At 64.0% G+C, this 18,101-nt stretch carries 13 protein-coding genes; 3 read left to right on the top strand and 10 right to left on the bottom strand.

From position 1 onward, the window contains the following. Positions 1–32: 32 nt before the first annotated feature. From KHO23_RS27040 to tssJ, 6 genes are all read right to left on the bottom strand, one after another. Positions 33–2,000, bottom strand: coding sequence for a serine/threonine protein kinase (locus KHO23_RS27040; RefSeq protein WP_236067002.1), 1,968 nt, complete (start codon positions 1,998–2,000; stop codon positions 33–35). A 66-nt stretch (positions 2,001–2,066) separates the two neighbouring features. Continuing rightward, positions 2,067–2,762, bottom strand: coding sequence for a type VI secretion system-associated protein TagF (gene tagF, locus KHO23_RS27035; protein WP_211614864.1), 696 nt, complete (start codon positions 2,760–2,762; stop codon positions 2,067–2,069). Then, complete coding sequence (gene tssM / locus KHO23_RS27030; RefSeq protein ID WP_211614792.1) at positions 2,759–6,397, bottom strand: type VI secretion system membrane subunit TssM; 3,639 nt, start codon at positions 6,395–6,397, stop codon at positions 2,759–2,761. The genes tagF and tssM overlap by 4 nt, the downstream gene beginning before the upstream one ends. Then, positions 6,394–7,719, bottom strand: a complete 1,326-nt coding sequence (locus KHO23_RS27025; RefSeq protein WP_211614790.1) for a DotU family type VI secretion system protein — start codon at positions 7,717–7,719, stop codon at positions 6,394–6,396. Before KHO23_RS27025 ends, tssM begins: the two co-directional genes overlap by 4 nt. A 34-nt stretch (positions 7,720–7,753) precedes the next feature. Further along, positions 7,754–9,124 (bottom strand): type VI secretion system baseplate subunit TssK, encoded by a 1,371-nt coding sequence (tssK, locus tag KHO23_RS27020; protein WP_211614787.1) that lies wholly within the window; start codon positions 9,122–9,124, stop codon positions 7,754–7,756. Then, complete coding sequence (tssJ, locus tag KHO23_RS27015) at positions 9,121–9,654, bottom strand: type VI secretion system lipoprotein TssJ (protein ID WP_407946077.1); 534 nt, start codon at positions 9,652–9,654, stop codon at positions 9,121–9,123. The genes tssK and tssJ overlap by 4 nt, the downstream gene beginning before the upstream one ends. A gap of 510 nt (positions 9,655–10,164) precedes the next feature. Here tssJ and KHO23_RS27010 point away from each other — a divergent pair. Genes KHO23_RS27010 through KHO23_RS27000 form a run of 3 tightly spaced genes read left to right on the top strand, consistent with a single transcriptional unit; the run spans position 10,165 to position 12,797 of the window. Further along, positions 10,165–10,560, top strand: coding sequence for a TssQ family T6SS-associated lipoprotein (locus KHO23_RS27010; protein WP_211614784.1), 396 nt, complete (start codon positions 10,165–10,167; stop codon positions 10,558–10,560). A gap of 50 nt (positions 10,561–10,610) precedes the next feature. Continuing rightward, positions 10,611–12,029, top strand: a complete 1,419-nt coding sequence (gene tagH, locus KHO23_RS27005; RefSeq protein WP_211614782.1) for a type VI secretion system-associated FHA domain protein TagH — start codon at positions 10,611–10,613, stop codon at positions 12,027–12,029. A 12-nt stretch (positions 12,030–12,041) separates the two neighbouring features. Next, positions 12,042–12,797, top strand: a complete 756-nt coding sequence (locus KHO23_RS27000; protein ID WP_211614779.1) for a PP2C family protein-serine/threonine phosphatase — start codon at positions 12,042–12,044, stop codon at positions 12,795–12,797. Between the two features lie 2 nt (positions 12,798–12,799). Here KHO23_RS27000 and KHO23_RS26995 read toward each other — a convergent pair whose 3' ends face one another. From KHO23_RS26995 to KHO23_RS26980, 4 genes are all read right to left on the bottom strand, one after another. Next, the gene (locus tag KHO23_RS26995) at positions 12,800–16,306 is read right to left on the bottom strand and encodes a DEAD/DEAH box helicase (protein WP_211614776.1); all 3,507 of its coding nucleotides are present in this window, start codon (positions 16,304–16,306) and stop codon (positions 12,800–12,802) included. Positions 16,307–16,511: 205 nt separating this feature from the next. Then, the gene (locus tag KHO23_RS26990) at positions 16,512–17,291 is read right to left on the bottom strand and encodes a DeoR/GlpR family DNA-binding transcription regulator (protein WP_211614773.1); all 780 of its coding nucleotides are present in this window, start codon (positions 17,289–17,291) and stop codon (positions 16,512–16,514) included. Between the two features lie 106 nt (positions 17,292–17,397). Next, the gene (locus KHO23_RS26985; RefSeq protein WP_211614770.1) at positions 17,398–17,799 is read right to left on the bottom strand and encodes a type II toxin-antitoxin system MqsA family antitoxin; all 402 of its coding nucleotides are present in this window, start codon (positions 17,797–17,799) and stop codon (positions 17,398–17,400) included. 2 nt (positions 17,800–17,801) lie between these two features. Continuing rightward, the gene (locus tag KHO23_RS26980) at positions 17,802–18,098 is read right to left on the bottom strand and encodes a type II toxin-antitoxin system MqsR family toxin (protein WP_211614768.1); all 297 of its coding nucleotides are present in this window, start codon (positions 18,096–18,098) and stop codon (positions 17,802–17,804) included. Positions 18,099–18,101 lie beyond the last annotated feature (3 nt).

Here is an 18,101-nt window from a genome sequence, read left to right as displayed (position 1 = left end):
CCATGCGTCCACGCGATTGGTGGTATCGCCGGTCATTCGAACGTGTAACTGATGCTGACCGGTCCGCCGCCGGCATCGAGCTGGACCGTGCGCCGCATTGGCGGCAACTCGCCATTGCGAATTTCGATGTCGTACGTACCGGGCGCAAGTGTGAGCGTCTTCAGCGGCGGGCTGACGCCACGCTTGACACCTCCGACATAGACTTCGCCCCACGGATAGACCTGGAACCTGACCGCCACGAGCTTGGCCGTCTTGCGATCGTCGCCGGCGGCGACGCGTTGCGTGGCGCTCTGCCCAGACGCGCCGGCAGCAGATGCGGCCTGCGCGTCGGCTGTGATCGAAGCGGATGCGGCCTGCGCGTCGGCTGCGATCGAGTCCGGCGCCGACGCGGCCGTGGCGGGAGCGGCAGCCGCATTCGCCTGTTCAACCGGCTCGTGAGGCGCGGACTCACTCGCACCGGACGCATGCGCCGCTTGCGGCGGCTGGACCGGAACGGCCTGCGCGAGAGGTGGCGCGGGCTCGCGCGGAACGACCACGACAGGCGCCTGAACCTCGGGTGTCGTCGCCGCGGCAGCGTGTTGTTCGGGGACGCGTATGGCGAACTGCAGCAATTTGAACGTGCCGACGCATGCCGCAACGATCAGGACCAGCGCGCCCGCGATCCTATAGGGACGGTGGCCGCCTGGGCGCTGCGCGCCGAGGCGCAGATCATCGTGCTGACCATTGGCAGCCGGCTCGCTCTGCGTGACCTCGGGTGTCTCGGCGATGAGGCTCGCTTCGGCAGCGCTACCCGACGCGTCGTTAAGCAGACCTGTCGCTCCCTGAATCACCGCACCGCTTTGGTCTTTGCCGCCCGCATCGGCATCTGACGGGCGTGACATTTCGCCTGCGGAAGACGGCCGCGGGACGCCGGGCAGATCATTGGCGCCCGCTTGCGGTTCATTCGGTTGCGCTGCCGCTGCAGCGATGCCGGCAGTCGCGATCCCTTGCGCGCCTGCCGACAGGGCTGCAGGCTCCCGCATTCCTTGCGAGCGGTCGCCCGCGATGTACATCCCCGCGCCCGCATCGCGCAGTCCCAGCAACTGCGCGAACGCCGCCACAGAATCCGGACGGTCGGCGATGCGCAACTGCAATGCACAGTCGATCGCCTCCAGAAACGGTCGGCTGTATCGTTCGCGGCCGGGAAATTCACGCGACGCCAGCGGCTGCCAGGTATCCTGAATGCTGCGCACGACGGCGGCGGCTGGCGGCTCGCCGACAATCATCGCGTGGACCAGCGCGCCGAGCGAATAGATGTCGGTCCACGGCCCCTGCACGAATGCGGGGTCGTCCGTGTACTGCTCGATCGGTGCATAGCCGGGCTTGAGCATCACCGACGTTTCGTCGACGGCGTCACCAATCGACTTGCGCGCCGCGCCGAAGTCGAGCAGCACCGGTTTGCCGTCGGCCCGGATCAGCACATTGTCGAGCGAAATGTCGCGGTGAAAGCATTGCGCGCGATGCAGTGTGCCAAGCGCGCCGAGCAACGCGGCAAGCAGGCTCATCAGCTCCGCTTCGCCCATCGGCGCGTGCGTCGCCGCGCGCTGCTTCAACGTCTGCCCTTCGTAAAACGGCATCACCATGTACGCGGTGCCATGGTTTTGCCAGAATTGCAGCACCTTCACGAGATCGGGATGATCGAATTGCGCGAGCAGCCTCGCCTCGTTCAGGAATGCGGCGCGCCCCGAGTCGAATGCCTGCGCGAAGCGGTCCGCGCGCAGGCATACGGTGAAATCGCCGCCGCGCCGCGCGAGCAGCGAGGGCATGTATTCCTTGACGGCGACCGTACGCTGCAACGTGCGATCGAACGCCCGATAGACGATACCGAAACCGCCGATCCCCAGCACCGAGTCCAGTTCGAATTCGCCGAGCCGGTGCCCGATCGGCAGCGGCCGCGATCCGCCAGCGTGCCCCTCGTCGGGAGCAGCCGTCATGCGTTCTTTAAACAACGGGTCCATCATCCACGACCTCTCGTCAATACAGCTTCGGGCAAGCGTGCGCGAATGCCGCCGCGCGTGGCCGCCGCGTCAATACGTATCGCGCGGCGGCGCGCCGAAAAGCGTCTGAAACAGCCGCGCATCGAACCTGCCGGTATGCGCGTGCGTTTTCGGCAGCACGTCGTCTGCCTGATAGGTCCACCAGAAGCTCGTCATTCCGTGCGGGTCGAAATACTCGGCCAAATTGGGCCAGCCCGCCGCATGGTCCATCGCGCGTACCACACCACCTGCCAGCACCCCGTCATCCCGTTGCGCGAAGAGCCCGGTGTCGCGCGGAAGCCGAATGCGGCTCAACGCCAGATCGAGTTGCTCGGGTCCATGCGCATCGCGAACGGCATCGAGCAGCGCCGCCCCGGCCTGCCGAAAAAACTCGCCGGCCGACGCGGTCGTGTGGCTCGAATAGCCGACCGCGTCCAGTGCAAGCGTCGCAATGACCGGGTAATAGCGGCCGACGCGGTCACAACTCGGTGCGAGGCTGCCGAGCTGAACACAGTCGGCGCCCGCGCCCGCCGGGATCACGAAATTCCACACCGGCGCAATCGCGAAATAACGGCTGAGTCCGTCCGGCGCGTCCTGGCGAAGCGCAGCCATCCCCTGCTGAATCCAGCGGTCCCACCATGCGGCGAGCCCCGCGGACAGCCCACGGTTGACGAAATCGCCCGCACCGGGGACCTTCCCGTACCAGCCGGGCCACAACACGTGGCCGTTCGCCTCTGCGATCCTCATGACTTGCCCGGACACGTGAACGACTCCATTTGCGCCAAACGGAACGGGTTGTGCACCGAATCCGCGGTGAGCTCGACCTTGAATTGCTTGCCGTCCACCGTGAAGCTGGCGATCAGTTCCTCAGGTGCGTGACCCGGCTCGATGCGCGCGTGATCGAACAGGCGATACAGCGCCCAGGGCCCATCCGCCACCCATCCATCGGTCGCTCCCGACTGCTCGACAACCTGCAAGCGAACCTGGTTGCTGCCTCCCGACGGCGGCCATTGCACGGCGACCGGCGCTTGCGGACCGTGCGCGTAGCGCACGCTCTGGCCGCCCACATCGAGGGCCCACTCGGATAGCGCCGGGTCCATGTCGAGCGGCTTGATCTGCACCTTCACGCCGGGATCGTGAGCCCCTCCGGCAAAGAACACATCGCGGATCACGGACGCCTTCTCGAACGACGCGAGGAACGGCGCTGCATTTCCCTCTGTATTGCCACTACTCGGCGCCGTATTGAAACGCCACGGGCGAGTGGTCGTGTCAACTTGACCCTGCAGGTTCTTGCGGAAGAAGTCGTCCATCAGCCCGGACGGCGCGAATAGCTGCGCGAAGTCGCCAAGCGCGACATCGCGCGAGGAGCCGTGCGAAAACGGATAGCGCCCCGCGATCGCCTGACGGCAAAAGTCGCCGATATCGGCCGATGCGCTGCGCGCGATATTGCGCTGCGCGAGCGTCGCCACGCTGCCGTTCGCGGCATCGGCGAGGTCGCCGAGCATCTGCCTGAACGGTGCGGGCATGCGGCCGGCCTGCGCACGCACCTTGTCCGGCACATCGGACGGCGGCGGTATCCCGCCGCTGCGCAACGCGGAGTCGGTCGCGCTCAGGTACGTGTAAAGCTCGTCGATCAGCTTCAGCGCGGCGTCGATCGGCGCGGAATCCTGGCGTTCGCTGCTGTGCGCGAACTGTCGCAAGCCGGCAAAGTGGTTGTCGACCACGGCCTCCGGCTTGTCGGTGGACACCGCCGCGCCGTCGCTAGCCGGCGCGTCCGCAAAGATTCCAGCCAGTGCGTGACGCGCACTCTCCACCTTGTCCTGCGCGCGGTCCGCGAGTCCCGCGCCGGCCGTGCCCGTGTCGCTGCGGGTCAGCGCGGTCTCGCGCGCGGCTGCGTCGATGAGCCGTGTCAGCGGTGAATCCGGCGCCGAGAGCACCCGCGCGGCCTGAATGCTCTGCGTCAGCGAATCGCCAGTTTGCAGGCGAATGTCGCCCAGATACGCGTCCCACTCGCGCACGTAGTCGTTCAGGTAGAGCGAGCGGATATCGCGTGACCACGACTCCTGCGCGGCGCGATTCGGCACTTCGGATTCTTTCAGATTGAGCACCCACTTTTCCTCCGCCGCGAACGCATCGATCGAATCGTCCAGCCGCTTGTCGAAGACGTCCCAGTAGCCTCGATACGTGTACAACCCGGGTAGCCCGTCGTTCAGGCTCTGGCCGCTCGCCCGCCGGAACACCAGTGCGGCCGACGGGCCCGCGGCATGCGCGACGTCGAAGCCATAGGACGCGGTGCTGGTCCGCAGCGTGTGCGTGAGTTGCGCATAGAGCCGCTGCGCGAAGGTGAGCCGCTGCAACCTGTCGCGCGTATCGGCGACGAGCCGCTCGTCCATCGCGAACGGCGACAGCACGACGCGGTCCGCGAACAGGCTGGCCAGATGGGCGCTCAATGCCTCACGTTGCGCGGCGCTCAGCGGCCGCGGCGACGAACGCTCGAATTCGAGGTCGAGCACGGCCTGCACGAAGGCGGGGTCGTAGTGCGCGCTGTCGTAAAGCATCAGATAGGCCTTGAGTGCTGAATACGCGAACGCGGGATCGTCCTGGCGCGCGTCCCGCAGCGTCTGTTCGAGACGCCGTGCCGCGAGCGGCAGCAACAACTCGTCAAGCGCGCGGTGATAGACGCCGCTCGCCGCTGCCTGCGTCTTGTCGCCCTGAAAGAGCCCCCAGCGATACGCGAGCGGCGGCGACGAGGGATCGACGCGATCGGTTCGCGCCAGTCCTCTCAGTTCGTCGAGTACCGGCAGCACCTGCCCCATGCCGGCGGCATCGGTAATCGACGTGCGCTGCAACTGCCTGTCGAGTACGCTCACGCGCTCACTCATCTGCTGGAGATAGTCGCTGTTGTTCGCATAGCTGCGTATCCACAGCGCAAGCGCAACGCACAGCAACACGGCCGCCGCGCCATAGCCCGCGAAGGTCAGCACGCGTTGCCGCCTGTGCCACCGCAGGTTCATACCGGCGAGCGACGTCTCGCTGAAGATGAGTGCCTGCAACAGGTCTTTCAGGAAAAAACTGCGCCCATTCGCCCCGCTGTGAGTTGCCGGTGGCACGCCCTCGATCTGCAGAAACCGCTTGATGCCGCCCATCACGCGGTCGAACACCGTGCCCTCCTGAGTCCCGCTCGTCAGATAGACGCCGCGCAACAGCGGAAGCGAGTCGAACTTCGACTGTGAGAACACCTCGCCGATCAGTTGTCCGAGCACGTCTTGCAGCAGCGCGAACTGCTGCGGCAACGAATAGATCAGCTCGCGTTGGCGCACGTCGGATTCAGCCGCCAGCAACTCCGGCAGCGCGTCGTTCAGGCGCCGGTGCAGCAACTGGTATTCGCGATCGAATGCCCCGCGCAGGTCGAAATCCGGCTTGTGGGTCTCGTCGAGCTGGAACGTGAAGCCCCAAACCTGAGCCCGTTGCGTCCGCCCGAGCACGGCGAAATACTCGGCGAAGCCGGCCAGCAGGTCGGCCTTGGTCACCAGCACGTAGACGGGAAACTGAATGCCAAGTTGTTCGCGCAATTCCTGAAGCCGCTTGCGCAGCGACATGGCGTGCTCGGTGCGCTGCGCATCGGAGGCGCCGAGCAGGTCCGTAACGCTGATCGTCAGCAACGCACCATTGAGCGGCTGGCGCGGCCGGTACTTCCTGAGCAGGCCGACGAAGCTCCGCCACTCCTGCTCGTCCAGCGCCCGATTGCTCTCGTGGGTGGTGTAGCGTCCGGCCGTGTCGATCAGCACCGCTTCGTTGGTGAACCACCAATCGCAGTGCCGCGTGCCGCCGACACCTCGAATCGCGGCACGGCCGAACTGCTCGGCCAGCGGAAAACTCAACCCCGAGTTGACGAGTGCCGTGGTTTTGCCCGAACCGGGCGCGCCGATGAAGACGTACCAGGGCAACTGATACAGATAGCGCGGCGAAAAGCGTTCGATCCAGCCAGCCAGCCCCGCTCGGGCACGCTCACCGGAGGTGAGGCGCATGCTCTTCAACAGCGCTGCGGCTTCGTTGAAGCGGTGGTGCAATTCGGCCAGATGAGCGGGATCCGCGCTTTGATCGGCCGGCGCGGCTTCGCTCGCGCGCAACTGGTTCAGCAACTGTGCGTTCAGATGTGCCGCGTGCCAGCGGCGGTATCCAATGCGCAGCCCCCAGGCGGCGAATAGCCCGCAGATCAGCACCGCGCGCGCACCAGTCGATTCGAGCGGGCGCCACATGCTGAAGGCGATCAGCGGCCCGGCAACCCAGATGAGCACGGCAACCGCCACGAGCCCGACGAACACCCAGAAAGATCGCGCGGGGAACGGCCGGGACGGCAGCGATGAAGCGAAGGAGCTCATGGTGTCCCCTGCGCGGCCGACGCTGCGCGCGCAGGCGCCGTCAGCAACGTTATCTCGACGCGCCGGTTGCGCGCACGGTTGGCCGGCGTGTCGTTCGCGGCGACCGGGTCCATTTCGCCACGGCCTTCCGCACGGATGCGGCCGGTTTGCGTCATGCGCGACGCGAGCATCTGCGCGACCGCCTGCGCGCGCGCTTGCGACAGGTCCCAGTTTGACGCGAAACGCGCGCTGCGCACCGGCACATTGTCCGAGTAGCCCGCGACAATGATGTTGCCCGGCACATGCTCGAACGCATCGGCCACTCGCGCAAGCACCGGCGTATAGCGGTCGATCACCGACGCTGAACCCGACTCGAACAGTCCGTCGCCGTGCAGCGTCACGACACTGCGTTCGGCGTCGTCGCGAACCGATACGAGCCCCGCACGCACTTCGGGCTCGAGGAACCCGGCAAGACGCGGTGCGGCAGCGGGATGAACGGCCACCGCCACCGCCTGCTGCTGCAAATGAGGCACACGTACGCGGTCGATCGCCGTGAACAATTCATCGGATCGCCGCGCGAGCGTCAGATCCAATGCGACAAACGCGCCGAATCCAATCACCCCTGCAACGGCGGCCCACGCCCACACCGGCACTGCCAGACGGCGCGCACGTTCGGCCGGAATCTCGTCGCGCCAGTGCGGCGAGAGCGGCGCATCGTATTCGCCGCGTGCCTGGCGAATTAGCTGCGCGATGCGGTGTATCAGCGTGTCGAGCTGGCCACGGCCGTTGTCGAGCACACGGTAGCGCCCCTCGAAGCCGAGCGCGAGACAGTAGTACAGCAGTTCGATCAGATCGAGGTGTTGCTGCGGCTGTTGTGAAAGACGCGCGAGCACCTGGAAGAATTTCTCGCCGCCCCAGGTCTCGTTATGAAAGGCAACCAGCAGGCTATCGGCAGACCACGCACCGCCCCCGCCCCACGGCGTCAGCGACGCCGCCTCGTCAAGCGCGGTACACAGGCAATAGCGCGCCCCGACGATCACGTCGAGCGCGATTCCCGTGCGTTGCGCGCGCATTTCGAACTGCCGGATCTCCGATGCAAGATGCTCGCGTAACCACCGGGGATTCGGGTGATGCACCGTCCAGCGAATCTGCGGCACGAGGCTCAATAACGGATTGGCTGCCGCGACGAGCGGGTTGCTGCCGCTCGGCGCTACCCGCTGCGGCAGCGGCTCGCCATCAGCCCCACCCGCACCGGCCGCGTCGGAGATGGGGGGCGCGCCACCCGGGTTCGGATGCACGAAGCCGCCGGGCGTGCCTGCAACTGCATCATTCCAGTGGTTCATGGGTCATTTCCGTCCGTCGTCCGCCTCGTCCGCCTCAGCCGCGGATCGCCCAGAAAGCCATCGACAATCCGGGAAACTCGCCGGCAAGATGAAGCGCGAGCCCGCCTGAACGGTCGAGTTGCCGCCACAGATCGCCGCTCTTGTCGAGCTCGAAGTACGCATAGCCCGCGTGATACGGAATCTGCCGCGGCGCGACCGGCAACGCGCGCACGCCGATGCCCGGCAACTGGAGCTGCACGAGATCGCGGATCCGCTCGACCGGGCCGAGCTTCACCTGAGCAGGAAATCGCGTGTGCAAGACATCTGCCGGCACGTCCGCGTGTACCGCCAGCACAAATCCGGCATCGCGCATTAATTCGGTATCCGACATGATTGCCACGCGCACGCCGTTGCCTGCATCCTTCAACTCGATCTGGATCGCGTTCTGCTCAAGCATGGTCGCGAGCGAGCGGCGCAACTCGTTCATCAGTTCGCCGAATGTCGTGCTCAGATCGTCGTGCTCATAACGGGGGAGCACCTGCGGACTGTGCGTGCTCGACGTGAACGTGCTGAGATCGCACGCGAGTTTGAGCCAGTCGCGGTACAGCGTCTCCGGATGAATCGCAACCGGCTGTTGCGCATGCCAGGTCACGGCAACGTAGCGGTTGATCAGCTCGAGCAGCAGAAAATCCGCCACTTCGCCCACTCCGGATCGGCCCGGCTGTGTAAGGCGGCTCGCCAGCGCCTCGCCGCGCTGCGTGAGCAGCCGGTGCAATTCGCTCATGTAACTGGCCAGCATCGGGCTAGTTTGTGCCGCGAGCATCGGTGGAATGTAGCCGGTGTCGGCAATCACACGACGGTCCGCGCGGCGCTCGACAATACGCATCACGCCCATTGCCTGCCAGTCGGACGAGATCTCCGATTGCGCCATCAGCCGCAAATGCAATTTGCCGATCTGTATCAGTGCCGGACCCAGGCCGATCGTATTCACGTCGGCGACCTCGGTCTCCGTGGCAACATAACGCGACAGGGGCGAGACACTATTCTCGTCGAAGGAAATCTGCGCACTGTCGCCGCGCCACGTCGGGACAGCGAGCACGATCGTCTCGTTCGTCATGTCGGTGCGAATATCGAGCGGCGCCGGGGCGTCGTCGCCGCCGGCAAAATCGAACGGCGTGCCGTCCGGCATCACGCCAGATGCGGCGAGCAGCACGACCTTGCCCTGGGCAAGCGCTTCGGTGTCGATGTCGAGCGTACTGAACCCCCAGAACAAACCCTGAACCGGCAGGCAGCGCAGTTGCACATAGCGCTCGAAATGGCGTTCGAGCTGCTGGAAATGCTGGGGCCTCAGGAACATGCCCTCGGACCAGACTACGCGATGGCGCAACGCCGCGCCTGCGCGCGGCGGCAAATCAATCGTGCTCATCGGTTCGCCCCCGTCTGGTCGACGATTTGCATTCCGCCGTTCTTCACCGCAATCAAAAGTCGGATTTCTCCGGGCGAGGTTTGCCAGAATTTCAGCAGATTCGTTTCTTTGGCAGCGGGCAGCGGCACGATCAATTTCCAGCGATTGCGCTCGAGCGCGCGATAACCCGCGACCACACCGACGCTATGAGCATCGAGGTCGCCCGTATAGCGGACCGTGCGCGACTCGCCAGGACGCAGGATCAACCGGTCCACGCCCAACAGTTCGCCGGCCAGCGTGCTTTGAGTCTTGCTCTGAAGCGAAAAAAAATCGGCTCCATCGAAACTCGCGGCCGATTTGAGCCGGAATACCTGCAAAACGATCGGCGACGGCCTGGCATTTCCATCCGGGTTCACGTCGGGTGCCACCTCAAAGGAAATCGCGTACGGAACCGGCAACGATTTATCCGTTGCCGCGCAACTGCTCAATAGCACGCCGGCCAGCACGATTCCCATCAGCGGCCAATGCGCCCGTTTAATCGACACTTGCATCATCTCTCTCGCGTTCGTCAGAACGGCATAGCTATGCAGCATGCATTCGCACCGATACCTGGAGGGTTTTTTGACCTGGCCGGTCCATCGACAGAAGTCCGCCTGATAGCGGGCATAGCTTCGCTGTGGGCACCTTTTTTGCGGTCACGCATGCACAGATAAATACGCTTATTTAGCGTAATTCACAGCTGAACTAAATAGCAATATCTGGTTTACCATTATTAAAAAAATGCATTCTTGCATCGTTCTTCTAATTAGTTTTTAATTTCCTTACTCTGGCATGAATTTAGCTAATTTTTTATCCGCCAATGGCCTACGAATTTTCACAATTGCAATCTGCCAATTGCGAGATATATTGTGAGGAGCGGCCTGCCGCACGCATCAGTAGCGCGCCATGTCAGATAGATGACACTCCATTCATTTCATGAAAAAACTACCTGTCGCATTTCGAAATGATGAAAAAATTCCTGATTCGGATAACAACCTGTTTTCCACGGATAGCATGACCCCATGAGGCTCAGTGGCGTTGTCACTATCGTGTTGGCGTCCTCCATCTCCATCCTTGCCGGTTGCTCGAGCATTTCGCCGCAGCAGCGTGCGGCCACCGAAACCGTACAGAATGCGCGCAGTGCCTATTCGAACGGCGATTACGCGCGCACGATCCAATTACTCAGTCATGCCAGTGAAATAGACCGGTCCGATAGCGCCACGCAAATCGAGGCTCACAAGCTGATGGCGTTCAGCTATTGCGTCACCGGCAAGTTATCGGCATGTCGCGCCGAGTTCCGAAAGATCCTCGATATTGATCCGCACTTCGAGTTATCCGCAGCGGAACGCGGACATCCGATCTGGGGCCCGGCATTCGAAGCAGCGCGGCGGCAACATGCAGCAGCGGCGGCGTCATAGCGCAACGTGATGCGCGTCGGGATATCTGCACAATCGAGTCAGCGTCCATCATGCAATTGACTGTTATTGAACACGCCGGTCGACCCATTCACCGCGGAGCCTCTGCGATATTCAGGCCGCCCGGCGGCACCATTGGCCGCAACGTAGACAATCATCTGGTGCTGCCCGACGAGACGCGCCAGATTTCGCGGCTGCAAGCGCTGCTGCAGATCGAAGGCGATCGCTGCGTGCTCAAGAATCTCAGCAGCGTGTCGGCGGTCGAGGTCAACAGCACGCCGTTGTCGTGCGCGGACGAGTACTCGCTGAAGGCCGGCGATGCGATTCGCATCGGAACGTATCTGTTGCGCGCCGAGCGTGACAATATGGATGCGGGTACGAGCGAGGCGCCGGCATCGCAGAGCCGCGACGATTTCTGGCATACGCTCGAATCGCGCTTCGGCGGCGGCACGCAGTCAGGCACACAACCAGGCGCTCAGCCCGGCCCACGCGAACCAATCTCCGTCTCTGCATCGCGCGGCGGCAGCGATGCGCTTCAGCGCGCCGTCGCATTCGACGAACTGCGCAACGTTCCTTCCGATCCGCTTGAATTGTTTGGTGCGGCTGACAGTACAGGCGACGCTCTGTTTGAATCATCTCCGAGCAGCCTTGCGCAACCCGCAACGCCGTTACCACCGGCGGCGCCAGCCAGTCGCGATCGCGCAGCCGCCGCGCAGAAGACGGCATCGGATCGTGCAGGCGAATGGACGCAGACGATACGCGCCCGCCCGCTTGTACCAGAGACGCGGGACACACCAGACACGCCGGACACCGTGCGAGCCGTCGAGCGACCCGGCAGGAGCGCTGAGGGACCTGCCGCGGCTCACCTTGACGCATCGGCTCAGCCCCTGCTGATGGCATTTATGCGAGGCGCCGGTCTCGACCCCGCGAGTGACGAGTGGACAACCGACCAGCTCTTCATCGCAGGGCAATTGCTCTCGCTGTTCGCTAACGGCACAGTGAAGCTGCTTTCGTCGCGGAGCATTCTCAAGCGCGAAGTGAAAGCCGACATGACGATGCTCCTCGACCGTGAAAACAATCCGCTCAAGCTGCTTCCGGACGGGGGCGCAGTGCTCAGGCAAATGTTCGGCCTGCCCTTTCCCGGGTTCATGTCACCACAAGGTGCGGTCAGCGACGCCTTCAACGATCTGCACGCTCATCAGATCGGCATGGTGGCCGGCATGCGCGCGGCGCTCACCGAACTGCTCCGGCGTTTTGCTCCGGAGCGGCTGGAACGGCGCACTCCGATGCAGCAGTGGCTGGATCGTTATGTGCCGATGCGACGCAAGGCCCGGCTGTGGGATGAATATATGAAGCTCCACCGCGACACGCTGCTTGCCGTCGAGGACGATTTCAGTGCTGTGTTCGGCAGTGCGTTTCTTGCGGCGTACGACGCGGAGGTCACACAGTACCGCAATAGCTGCCGCGGCTGAAGCGGCGAACGCATGGATATTTCGTATGCCTATTTCTCATGCACGGGAGACCGCTCGGGCAACCAGGACGTCATCGGTCACGTGGTAGCAGAGGGACACGCATGCTTCGTGGTTAGCGACGGCATTGCCGGCGAACCGGGCGGCGAGGTCGCGGCGCAATGCGCGGTGAATCATATCCTCGCGCAGGGGAGCGCGCGCGCCATGACTTCTGTGGCGATCGAGGCTTGCATCAAGGACGCGAACGATGCGATTCTGGCCGAACAGGCGCGCGATCCGCGCAACCGGAAAATGGGTGCCACGGTCGTCGCACTGTTCATCGATCGCATGACGCGCACCGCGCAATGGGCACACCTCGGCGACAGCCGGCTCTATCACTTCCGGCGTGGCTTGCTGATCCATCGCACGCGCGACCACAGTCTGCTGCAACGCATGGCCGACGCGGGCTTACCACTCGATGGAATCAGCCCGAATCTTCTCGATCGCGCACTCGGCGTACGCGGCGACATCACACCTTGTGTCAGCCCGATTCAGCCGCTCCACGACGGCGACGCTTTTCTGCTATGTACCGATGGCCTATGGCACGCCGTGTCCGACACAAACATCGAGCAACATCTGCGAATCGTCAACAAGGCGGACGACTGGTTGTCCCTGCTCCGCCACGCCGTTTCACATCAGCATACACACGGCGCATCGATGGATAACTACTCGGCACTCGCGGTGTGGGTCGGACGTCCTGAAGACGTTACCTTGCAGCGGATCAAGGAATAATCTCACCGCCCGCCTTCGATCTCCGGCATCGGCGCGAATAGCGCGTCGAGATCGTCGTCCGAGAACTTGGTGGCGCCGGCGGCGTCTTCGGAAAGAATGCTGTCGGCGAGTCCGGCCTTCTGCTCCTGCAATTCCACGATCTTTTCTTCGATGCTGCCCGCGGCAATCAGCTTGTAGACGAACACGGGCTTGTCCTGCCCCAACCGGTGTGCGCGGTCGGTCGCCTGATTCTCGGCGGCGGGGTTCCACCACGGGTCGTAGTGAATCACGGTGTCGGCGGCGGTCAGGTTCAGGCCTACGCCGCCGGCCTTCAGGCTGATCAGGAACAGCGGCACCTCGCCCCGCTGAAAACGCTCGACCGGCGTAATACGGTCCGTCGTGTCGCCGGTCAGGATCACATAGGGAATCGCGGCTTCCTCGAGCGCTTCGGCAATCAGCGACAACATGCCGGTGAACTGCGAGAACAGCAGCACGCGCCGTCCTTCCTCGATCAATTCGGGCAGCATCGACAGCAGCAGATCGAGCTTGGCCGAACGCGTAACGCGCGTCCCTCTTTCGACCCTTTCAACCTTTTCAACCTTCTCAACCTTTCCGGCCTTTTCGGTTTTTGCCGCTCTGCCGCGCTTCTCACCGGGTTCGACCGGCGTCTCGTCAACCTGGATTTTCCGCACGAGACGCGGATCGCAGCAAACCTGGCGCAGCTTCAGCAGCGCATCGAGCACGATAATGTGGCTGCGCGCGAGCCCCTGGGCGCTGACCGCCGCGCGTACCCGCTCCTGCATGGCCGTACGCACGGTTTCGTACAGATCGCGCTGCGCGCCTTCCAGATCGACCGAACATAGAATCGTGGTCTTGGCCGGCAATTCCTTCGCGACCTCGTCCTTCCGGCGGCGCAGCATGAATGGCCGGATGCGGCGCGCCAGCAACGCGCGGCGCACGCCGTCACCGTTTTTCTCAATGGGATTGCGCCAGCGCCTGGTGAAATCTTTCTGGCTACCGAGAAAGCCCGGCAAAAGAAAGTCGAATTGCGACCACAGTTCGCCGAGATGATTCTCCAGCGGCGTTCCCGTCAAACACAACCGATGCCGCGCGCGCAATCCGCGGATCGCCTGCGCGGCTTTGGTGGTTGCGTTCTTGACGTACTGCGCCTCGTCGAGGATCAGCAGGTGGTAATCGTGCTCGGCGAGCACCTTCTGATCGCGCCACAGCAGTGCGTAAGTGGTGAGAATCAGTTCGTGCTCGCCGATCTGTTCGAAACGCTCCTTGCGCTGTGGGCCGTTCAGTACCAGCACTTTCAGTTCGGGCGCGAAACGGCGCGCTTCCTCGCGCCAGTTGTGCACGAGCGTGGTCGGCACGACGATCAGCACGGGACGGTCGAGCCGCCCGGCTTCTTTCTCCGCGAGGATGTGCGCGAGCGTCTGCACGGTCTTGCCGAGACCCATGTCATCGGCGAGCACGCCGGCCAGATCGTGTTCGCGCAGGAACTGCATCCAGTTCAGACCCTGCTGCTGATACGCGCGCAGTTCCGCCTTCAGGCCGCGCGGCACCGGCACCTCGTGCAAGCCGGGGCCCGCCTGCAGACGACGCGCCAGTTGGCGAATCGAATCGTCGCCCTGGAATTGCCAGCGGCCCGTGCTGTTCAATGCTTCGAGCCGGCCCGCATCGACTGAGGGCACGCGCAGGGGCGCGCCCTCCGCTAACGTGCCGCCCAGTGCGTCGAACAGGTCGACCAGCACGCGTACCACCGGCTTCAGGCGGTCGGCACGCAGACGCAGACGCTTGTTTTCTTCGGTCTTCAGCTCGATCGGCTCGTCGTCGGCGATCGTTTCGAGCGCGCCGCCGAGCCAGCGCCGGTCGCGCCGGAACAGATCGGCGAGCAGCGGCTCGAGCCGCACATTGCGCTCGCCGATGCGGATGCCCATCTCCAGATCGAACCAGCCGTCGCCCGCCTGCTGCGCGGTGCCGTCGATCGCATCGATCTCGATGACGTTGTAGCGGAACTCCGGCGCCATCGTCACGCGCCAGCCTTTGCTCACCAGGTCCGGCACGGCGTCGTTGACGAAGGCGGACCAGGATTCGGGATCGGACAGGCCGAGCATCGTATCGGGCAAAAGCCGCGATGCGTACACGCGGCTGGTCGGGACTTTCTGCAGCCCCGTCTTGCGTAGTTCGAGCAAACGCTTCTTTTCGGCTTCGTAGCGGCGGCGGATATGGATAACGTCACCACCCGGCACGGGCACGAGCGTGACGCTACTGTCGACATTGATGCTGACGCCGTCGTAATCGAAGCTGACGCCGGCCAGTTCAACCGCCTCGGACTTGCGCTGCCCGGCCTTGGCCGCAGACGGCAGCGCGTGGCTATTGAGCGTGAGCACCGGCACGGGATCGACGTCGATGACGCGAATCGAGGAGGCGTCGTGCGTGGGGGGCAGCGGCAGGTCGGGCGCGATCTCGCGCAGCACCGAGGCGACGAGCGGCGCTTCGGCAAGCGAGATCGGCGGCATGGCGAGGTAATCGGGCAACTGCTGGAACGGCAAAGACGATTCGACGACGCCCGCCTCATTCGCCACACCGTCCACGAACCAGACCGGCTCGGTGGGCAGCACCATGGTGGCGCGCGGCTCGGTGCACAGCACGGGCCGCAGGCGTTCGTCCGCCAGCGGCTCCCATTCGATCCGGCCGGGCCGGTCGGCGCCGCGCGATAGCGGGGTTGGCCCCTCGTGACCCGGCGCCGTTTTGAGTTCGAAGAACAGGCGCCCCGTGGCGATCAGTTTTTGCAGCATCTCCGCGCCGCTCGTGCCGCGCAGGATGAACTGGCCGAAGTCCTCGCGGGAACGGCCAAGCCACAGGCCGCGCAGAATCGAGAGGTCTTCGTCGGAGACGAACCGGGGTTGCTTGAGTAAGGCGGCTTCCACATTGCCCCAGGGCTCGTCGACTTCGACAATCGTGCCGTCCGGATTGCAGCGCGCCCGGTACAGGACGACCTCATGGCGCATGTGAAAGTTGGACCAGTTCAGCAGGTAGGCCAGCGTTTGGGTGCGCGCGGCGCCGGCCTTCTGGGCAACCGCGTCGGCGGCCTCGGCGCGCGCGCGAAACCGCTCCAGCCAGCTGACCAGTTCGGGACGCACACCGGACGCCGGCTGTGCTGTCGCCCCGGACGGCGCCTGCGGGTAGCCGGCAGACGGGTGCTCATCGGAGTCGATCTCGACGTGGGTGATGTGGTCCATCTCGTCGTGATACTCGAGCTCGGCGAGCAGCAGCGCGGCGACATGCTTGCAGTTGCGGCCGACCGGGCAACTGCAGTCGCTCTGCGCCCACGGTGTGCGACCGTCGGTGCGAAACCGCACCCGCGTGTGATACGGCAGCACGCGGGTGCCTTGCACATAGCCGCTGAGCGTCGCGCCGTCCCATTTCACGTTCGTGACGGCGCCGACCGAACGCGCCTTGGCGACAGTGTGGTCGCCAAGCCATTCCGCAATCCTTTCCCGATCAAAGAAAACTGACGACATCAGGGTCCATTCCTATTCGAGCCGGCAACAACGATCGGGCGCGGAAGCAAAGTGGCGCAGCAGGCGATGGATCGCGCCTGGCGGCGCGGATTCGGCCTAGCGTAGGTTGCCTGTGGTAACCGGCCATTTTACGCGTTGGAGGCTATTGACTGTGGAGACGGATTTGAAGGTGCTGCGAGGGGCGAATGGCTTGGCTTGGCCCGGCTCAGAGCGCGGAGCCGATATCCGCCCCGACACTGACTTCCAGGCCGGCTGCAGCAAACACCTGAGCTAGCGCGGGAGCCGGCGTCTCGTCCGTCACCAGCAGGTCGACCGCATCCGGGCCGAAAGCATGTACCAGCGCGCTATGGCCGAATTTCGCGTGATCCGCCGCGACCACACGCCGCTCGGCCTGCGCAAAAGCCGCGAGCGAAAACGCCACGTCGGCGGGCAGCGCGTCCATGAAACGGCCCTGCATGTCGATTGCGGTGACCGAGACGATCGCGTAGCGCACGTGGAACTGCCGCAGGAAAGTCAACACGCTGTCGCCGAAAGCGGCGGAGTCGTCAGCGCGCAGTTCGCCCCCGGCGATGAACACCCGATTCCCGTTGCGTGACGCGAGCACGCGGGCGACTTCAATGGAATTGGTCACCACCGTGAGTTGCGAGCGCGCGGCGAGCGTCTGGGCGATATGCAGGCAGGTCGTACCGCCCTCGAGAATCAACGAATCCCCGTCCCGAACCAGTTCGCCGATGCGCGCGCCGATCGCCTGCTTGCCCTCGCGGCTTGCCACCATGCGCCGCTGGAACGGCGGCTCGTCGAGACGCTCGGGCAGCATGACCCCGCCATGGACCTTGATGAGCAGGCCGTCGGCGATCAGCGGCTTGATATTGCGGCGGATGGTCTCGTCGGAAACCTCGAAGCGGCCGGCGAGATCGGTGATCGTGCAGGTGCGCTGCTCGCGGACGAGTCGCAGAATTTCGGCTTGGCGTTGGGTGGAGAACATAAGAGGGCGACCTGGATAACGGCGCCCAGTCTAGCAAACACCCTCATAATTCGCCAAGAAAACCCAACGCATTTCCATACGAACCCACACGTTGTGGCAAAAATGCTCAACTCGCCCTTACTTCCGCCAGCAACTCGGGATGCCGGTCCAGCACCTGCAAGAGTTTGATCAGAGCAAGCGGCGGCCGGGTCTTGCCATTCTCGTAGCGTGAAAAAGCGTTCACCCCGCCGCCAAAAATTTCCGCTGCCTCGCGCTGGTCCAGATCGAGCTTCTTGCGTACCGCGGCAATGAACGCAGGATCCACTTGCGATGCATTCACCTCTTTATTGAAGGCCAGCATCATCTGCCCCGTGCGGGTCGCCTCGTCCATGTCGAGCACCGCCTCTTCGCAGGCCGGGCAATAGTCACCCGTGACGGCCTCGAAGACGGCCATCTCTCCCTTGTAGACATAGCGCATATCGCGCGTATCGCGCACCAGCTCGGCCGCTCCGCAGTTCGGGCATTTCATGTTCACCACTCCTTGAATGAGACGACGAGGACGTCATCGATCACCGTCAATTTCAAATAGACCATGCCTGCTTCGGTCATGGCGCAGTAGACGTCCTGCCACACCCGATGATCCGCATACGTGGTCATGCTTTTTCTGAAAGCGCGGCGGTCAAGCGACATCAACGTGTCGACAATTGCCGCAGGCCCGAAGCCCAGTGCCGCGGCCCCAATCACGGCCGATTTCGTGATTCTGATCTTCCCTTCGCGCGCGAGGCTCTGGGCATCGGCCAATGTGCAGTGAGGCGTGTTTTTTTCCAACTT

This window comes from Paraburkholderia haematera, assembly GCF_905220975.1.
In the GTDB taxonomy this organism is placed as follows: domain Bacteria; phylum Pseudomonadota; class Gammaproteobacteria; order Burkholderiales; family Burkholderiaceae; genus Paraburkholderia; species Paraburkholderia haematera.
This window is presented reverse-complemented; position numbering and strand designations above follow the sequence as displayed.

Coding starts and splice junctions, on each gene's coding strand:
- KHO23_RS27040 (WP_236067002.1), bottom strand. CDS start 2,000: ATGATGGACCCGTTGTTTAAAGAACGCATGACGGCTGCTCCCGACGAG.
- tagF (WP_211614864.1), bottom strand. CDS start 2,762: ATGAGGATCGCAGAGGCGAACGGCCACGTGTTGTGGCCCGGCTGGTAC.
- tssM (WP_211614792.1), bottom strand. CDS start 6,397: ATGAGCTCCTTCGCTTCATCGCTGCCGTCCCGGCCGTTCCCCGCGCGA.
- KHO23_RS27025 (WP_211614790.1), bottom strand. CDS start 7,719: ATGAACCACTGGAATGATGCAGTTGCAGGCACGCCCGGCGGCTTCGTG.
- tssK (WP_211614787.1), bottom strand. CDS start 9,124: ATGAGCACGATTGATTTGCCGCCGCGCGCAGGCGCGGCGTTGCGCCAT.
- tssJ (WP_407946077.1), bottom strand. CDS start 9,654: ATGCAAGTGTCGATTAAACGGGCGCATTGGCCGCTGATGGGAATCGTG.
- KHO23_RS27010 (WP_211614784.1), top strand. CDS start 10,165: ATGAGGCTCAGTGGCGTTGTCACTATCGTGTTGGCGTCCTCCATCTCC.
- tagH (WP_211614782.1), top strand. CDS start 10,611: ATGCAATTGACTGTTATTGAACACGCCGGTCGACCCATTCACCGCGGA.
- KHO23_RS27000 (WP_211614779.1), top strand. CDS start 12,042: ATGGATATTTCGTATGCCTATTTCTCATGCACGGGAGACCGCTCGGGC.
- KHO23_RS26995 (WP_211614776.1), bottom strand. CDS start 16,306: ATGTCGTCAGTTTTCTTTGATCGGGAAAGGATTGCGGAATGGCTTGGC.
- KHO23_RS26990 (WP_211614773.1), bottom strand. CDS start 17,291: ATGTTCTCCACCCAACGCCAAGCCGAAATTCTGCGACTCGTCCGCGAG.
- KHO23_RS26985 (WP_211614770.1), bottom strand. CDS start 17,799: ATGAAATGCCCGAACTGCGGAGCGGCCGAGCTGGTGCGCGATACGCGC.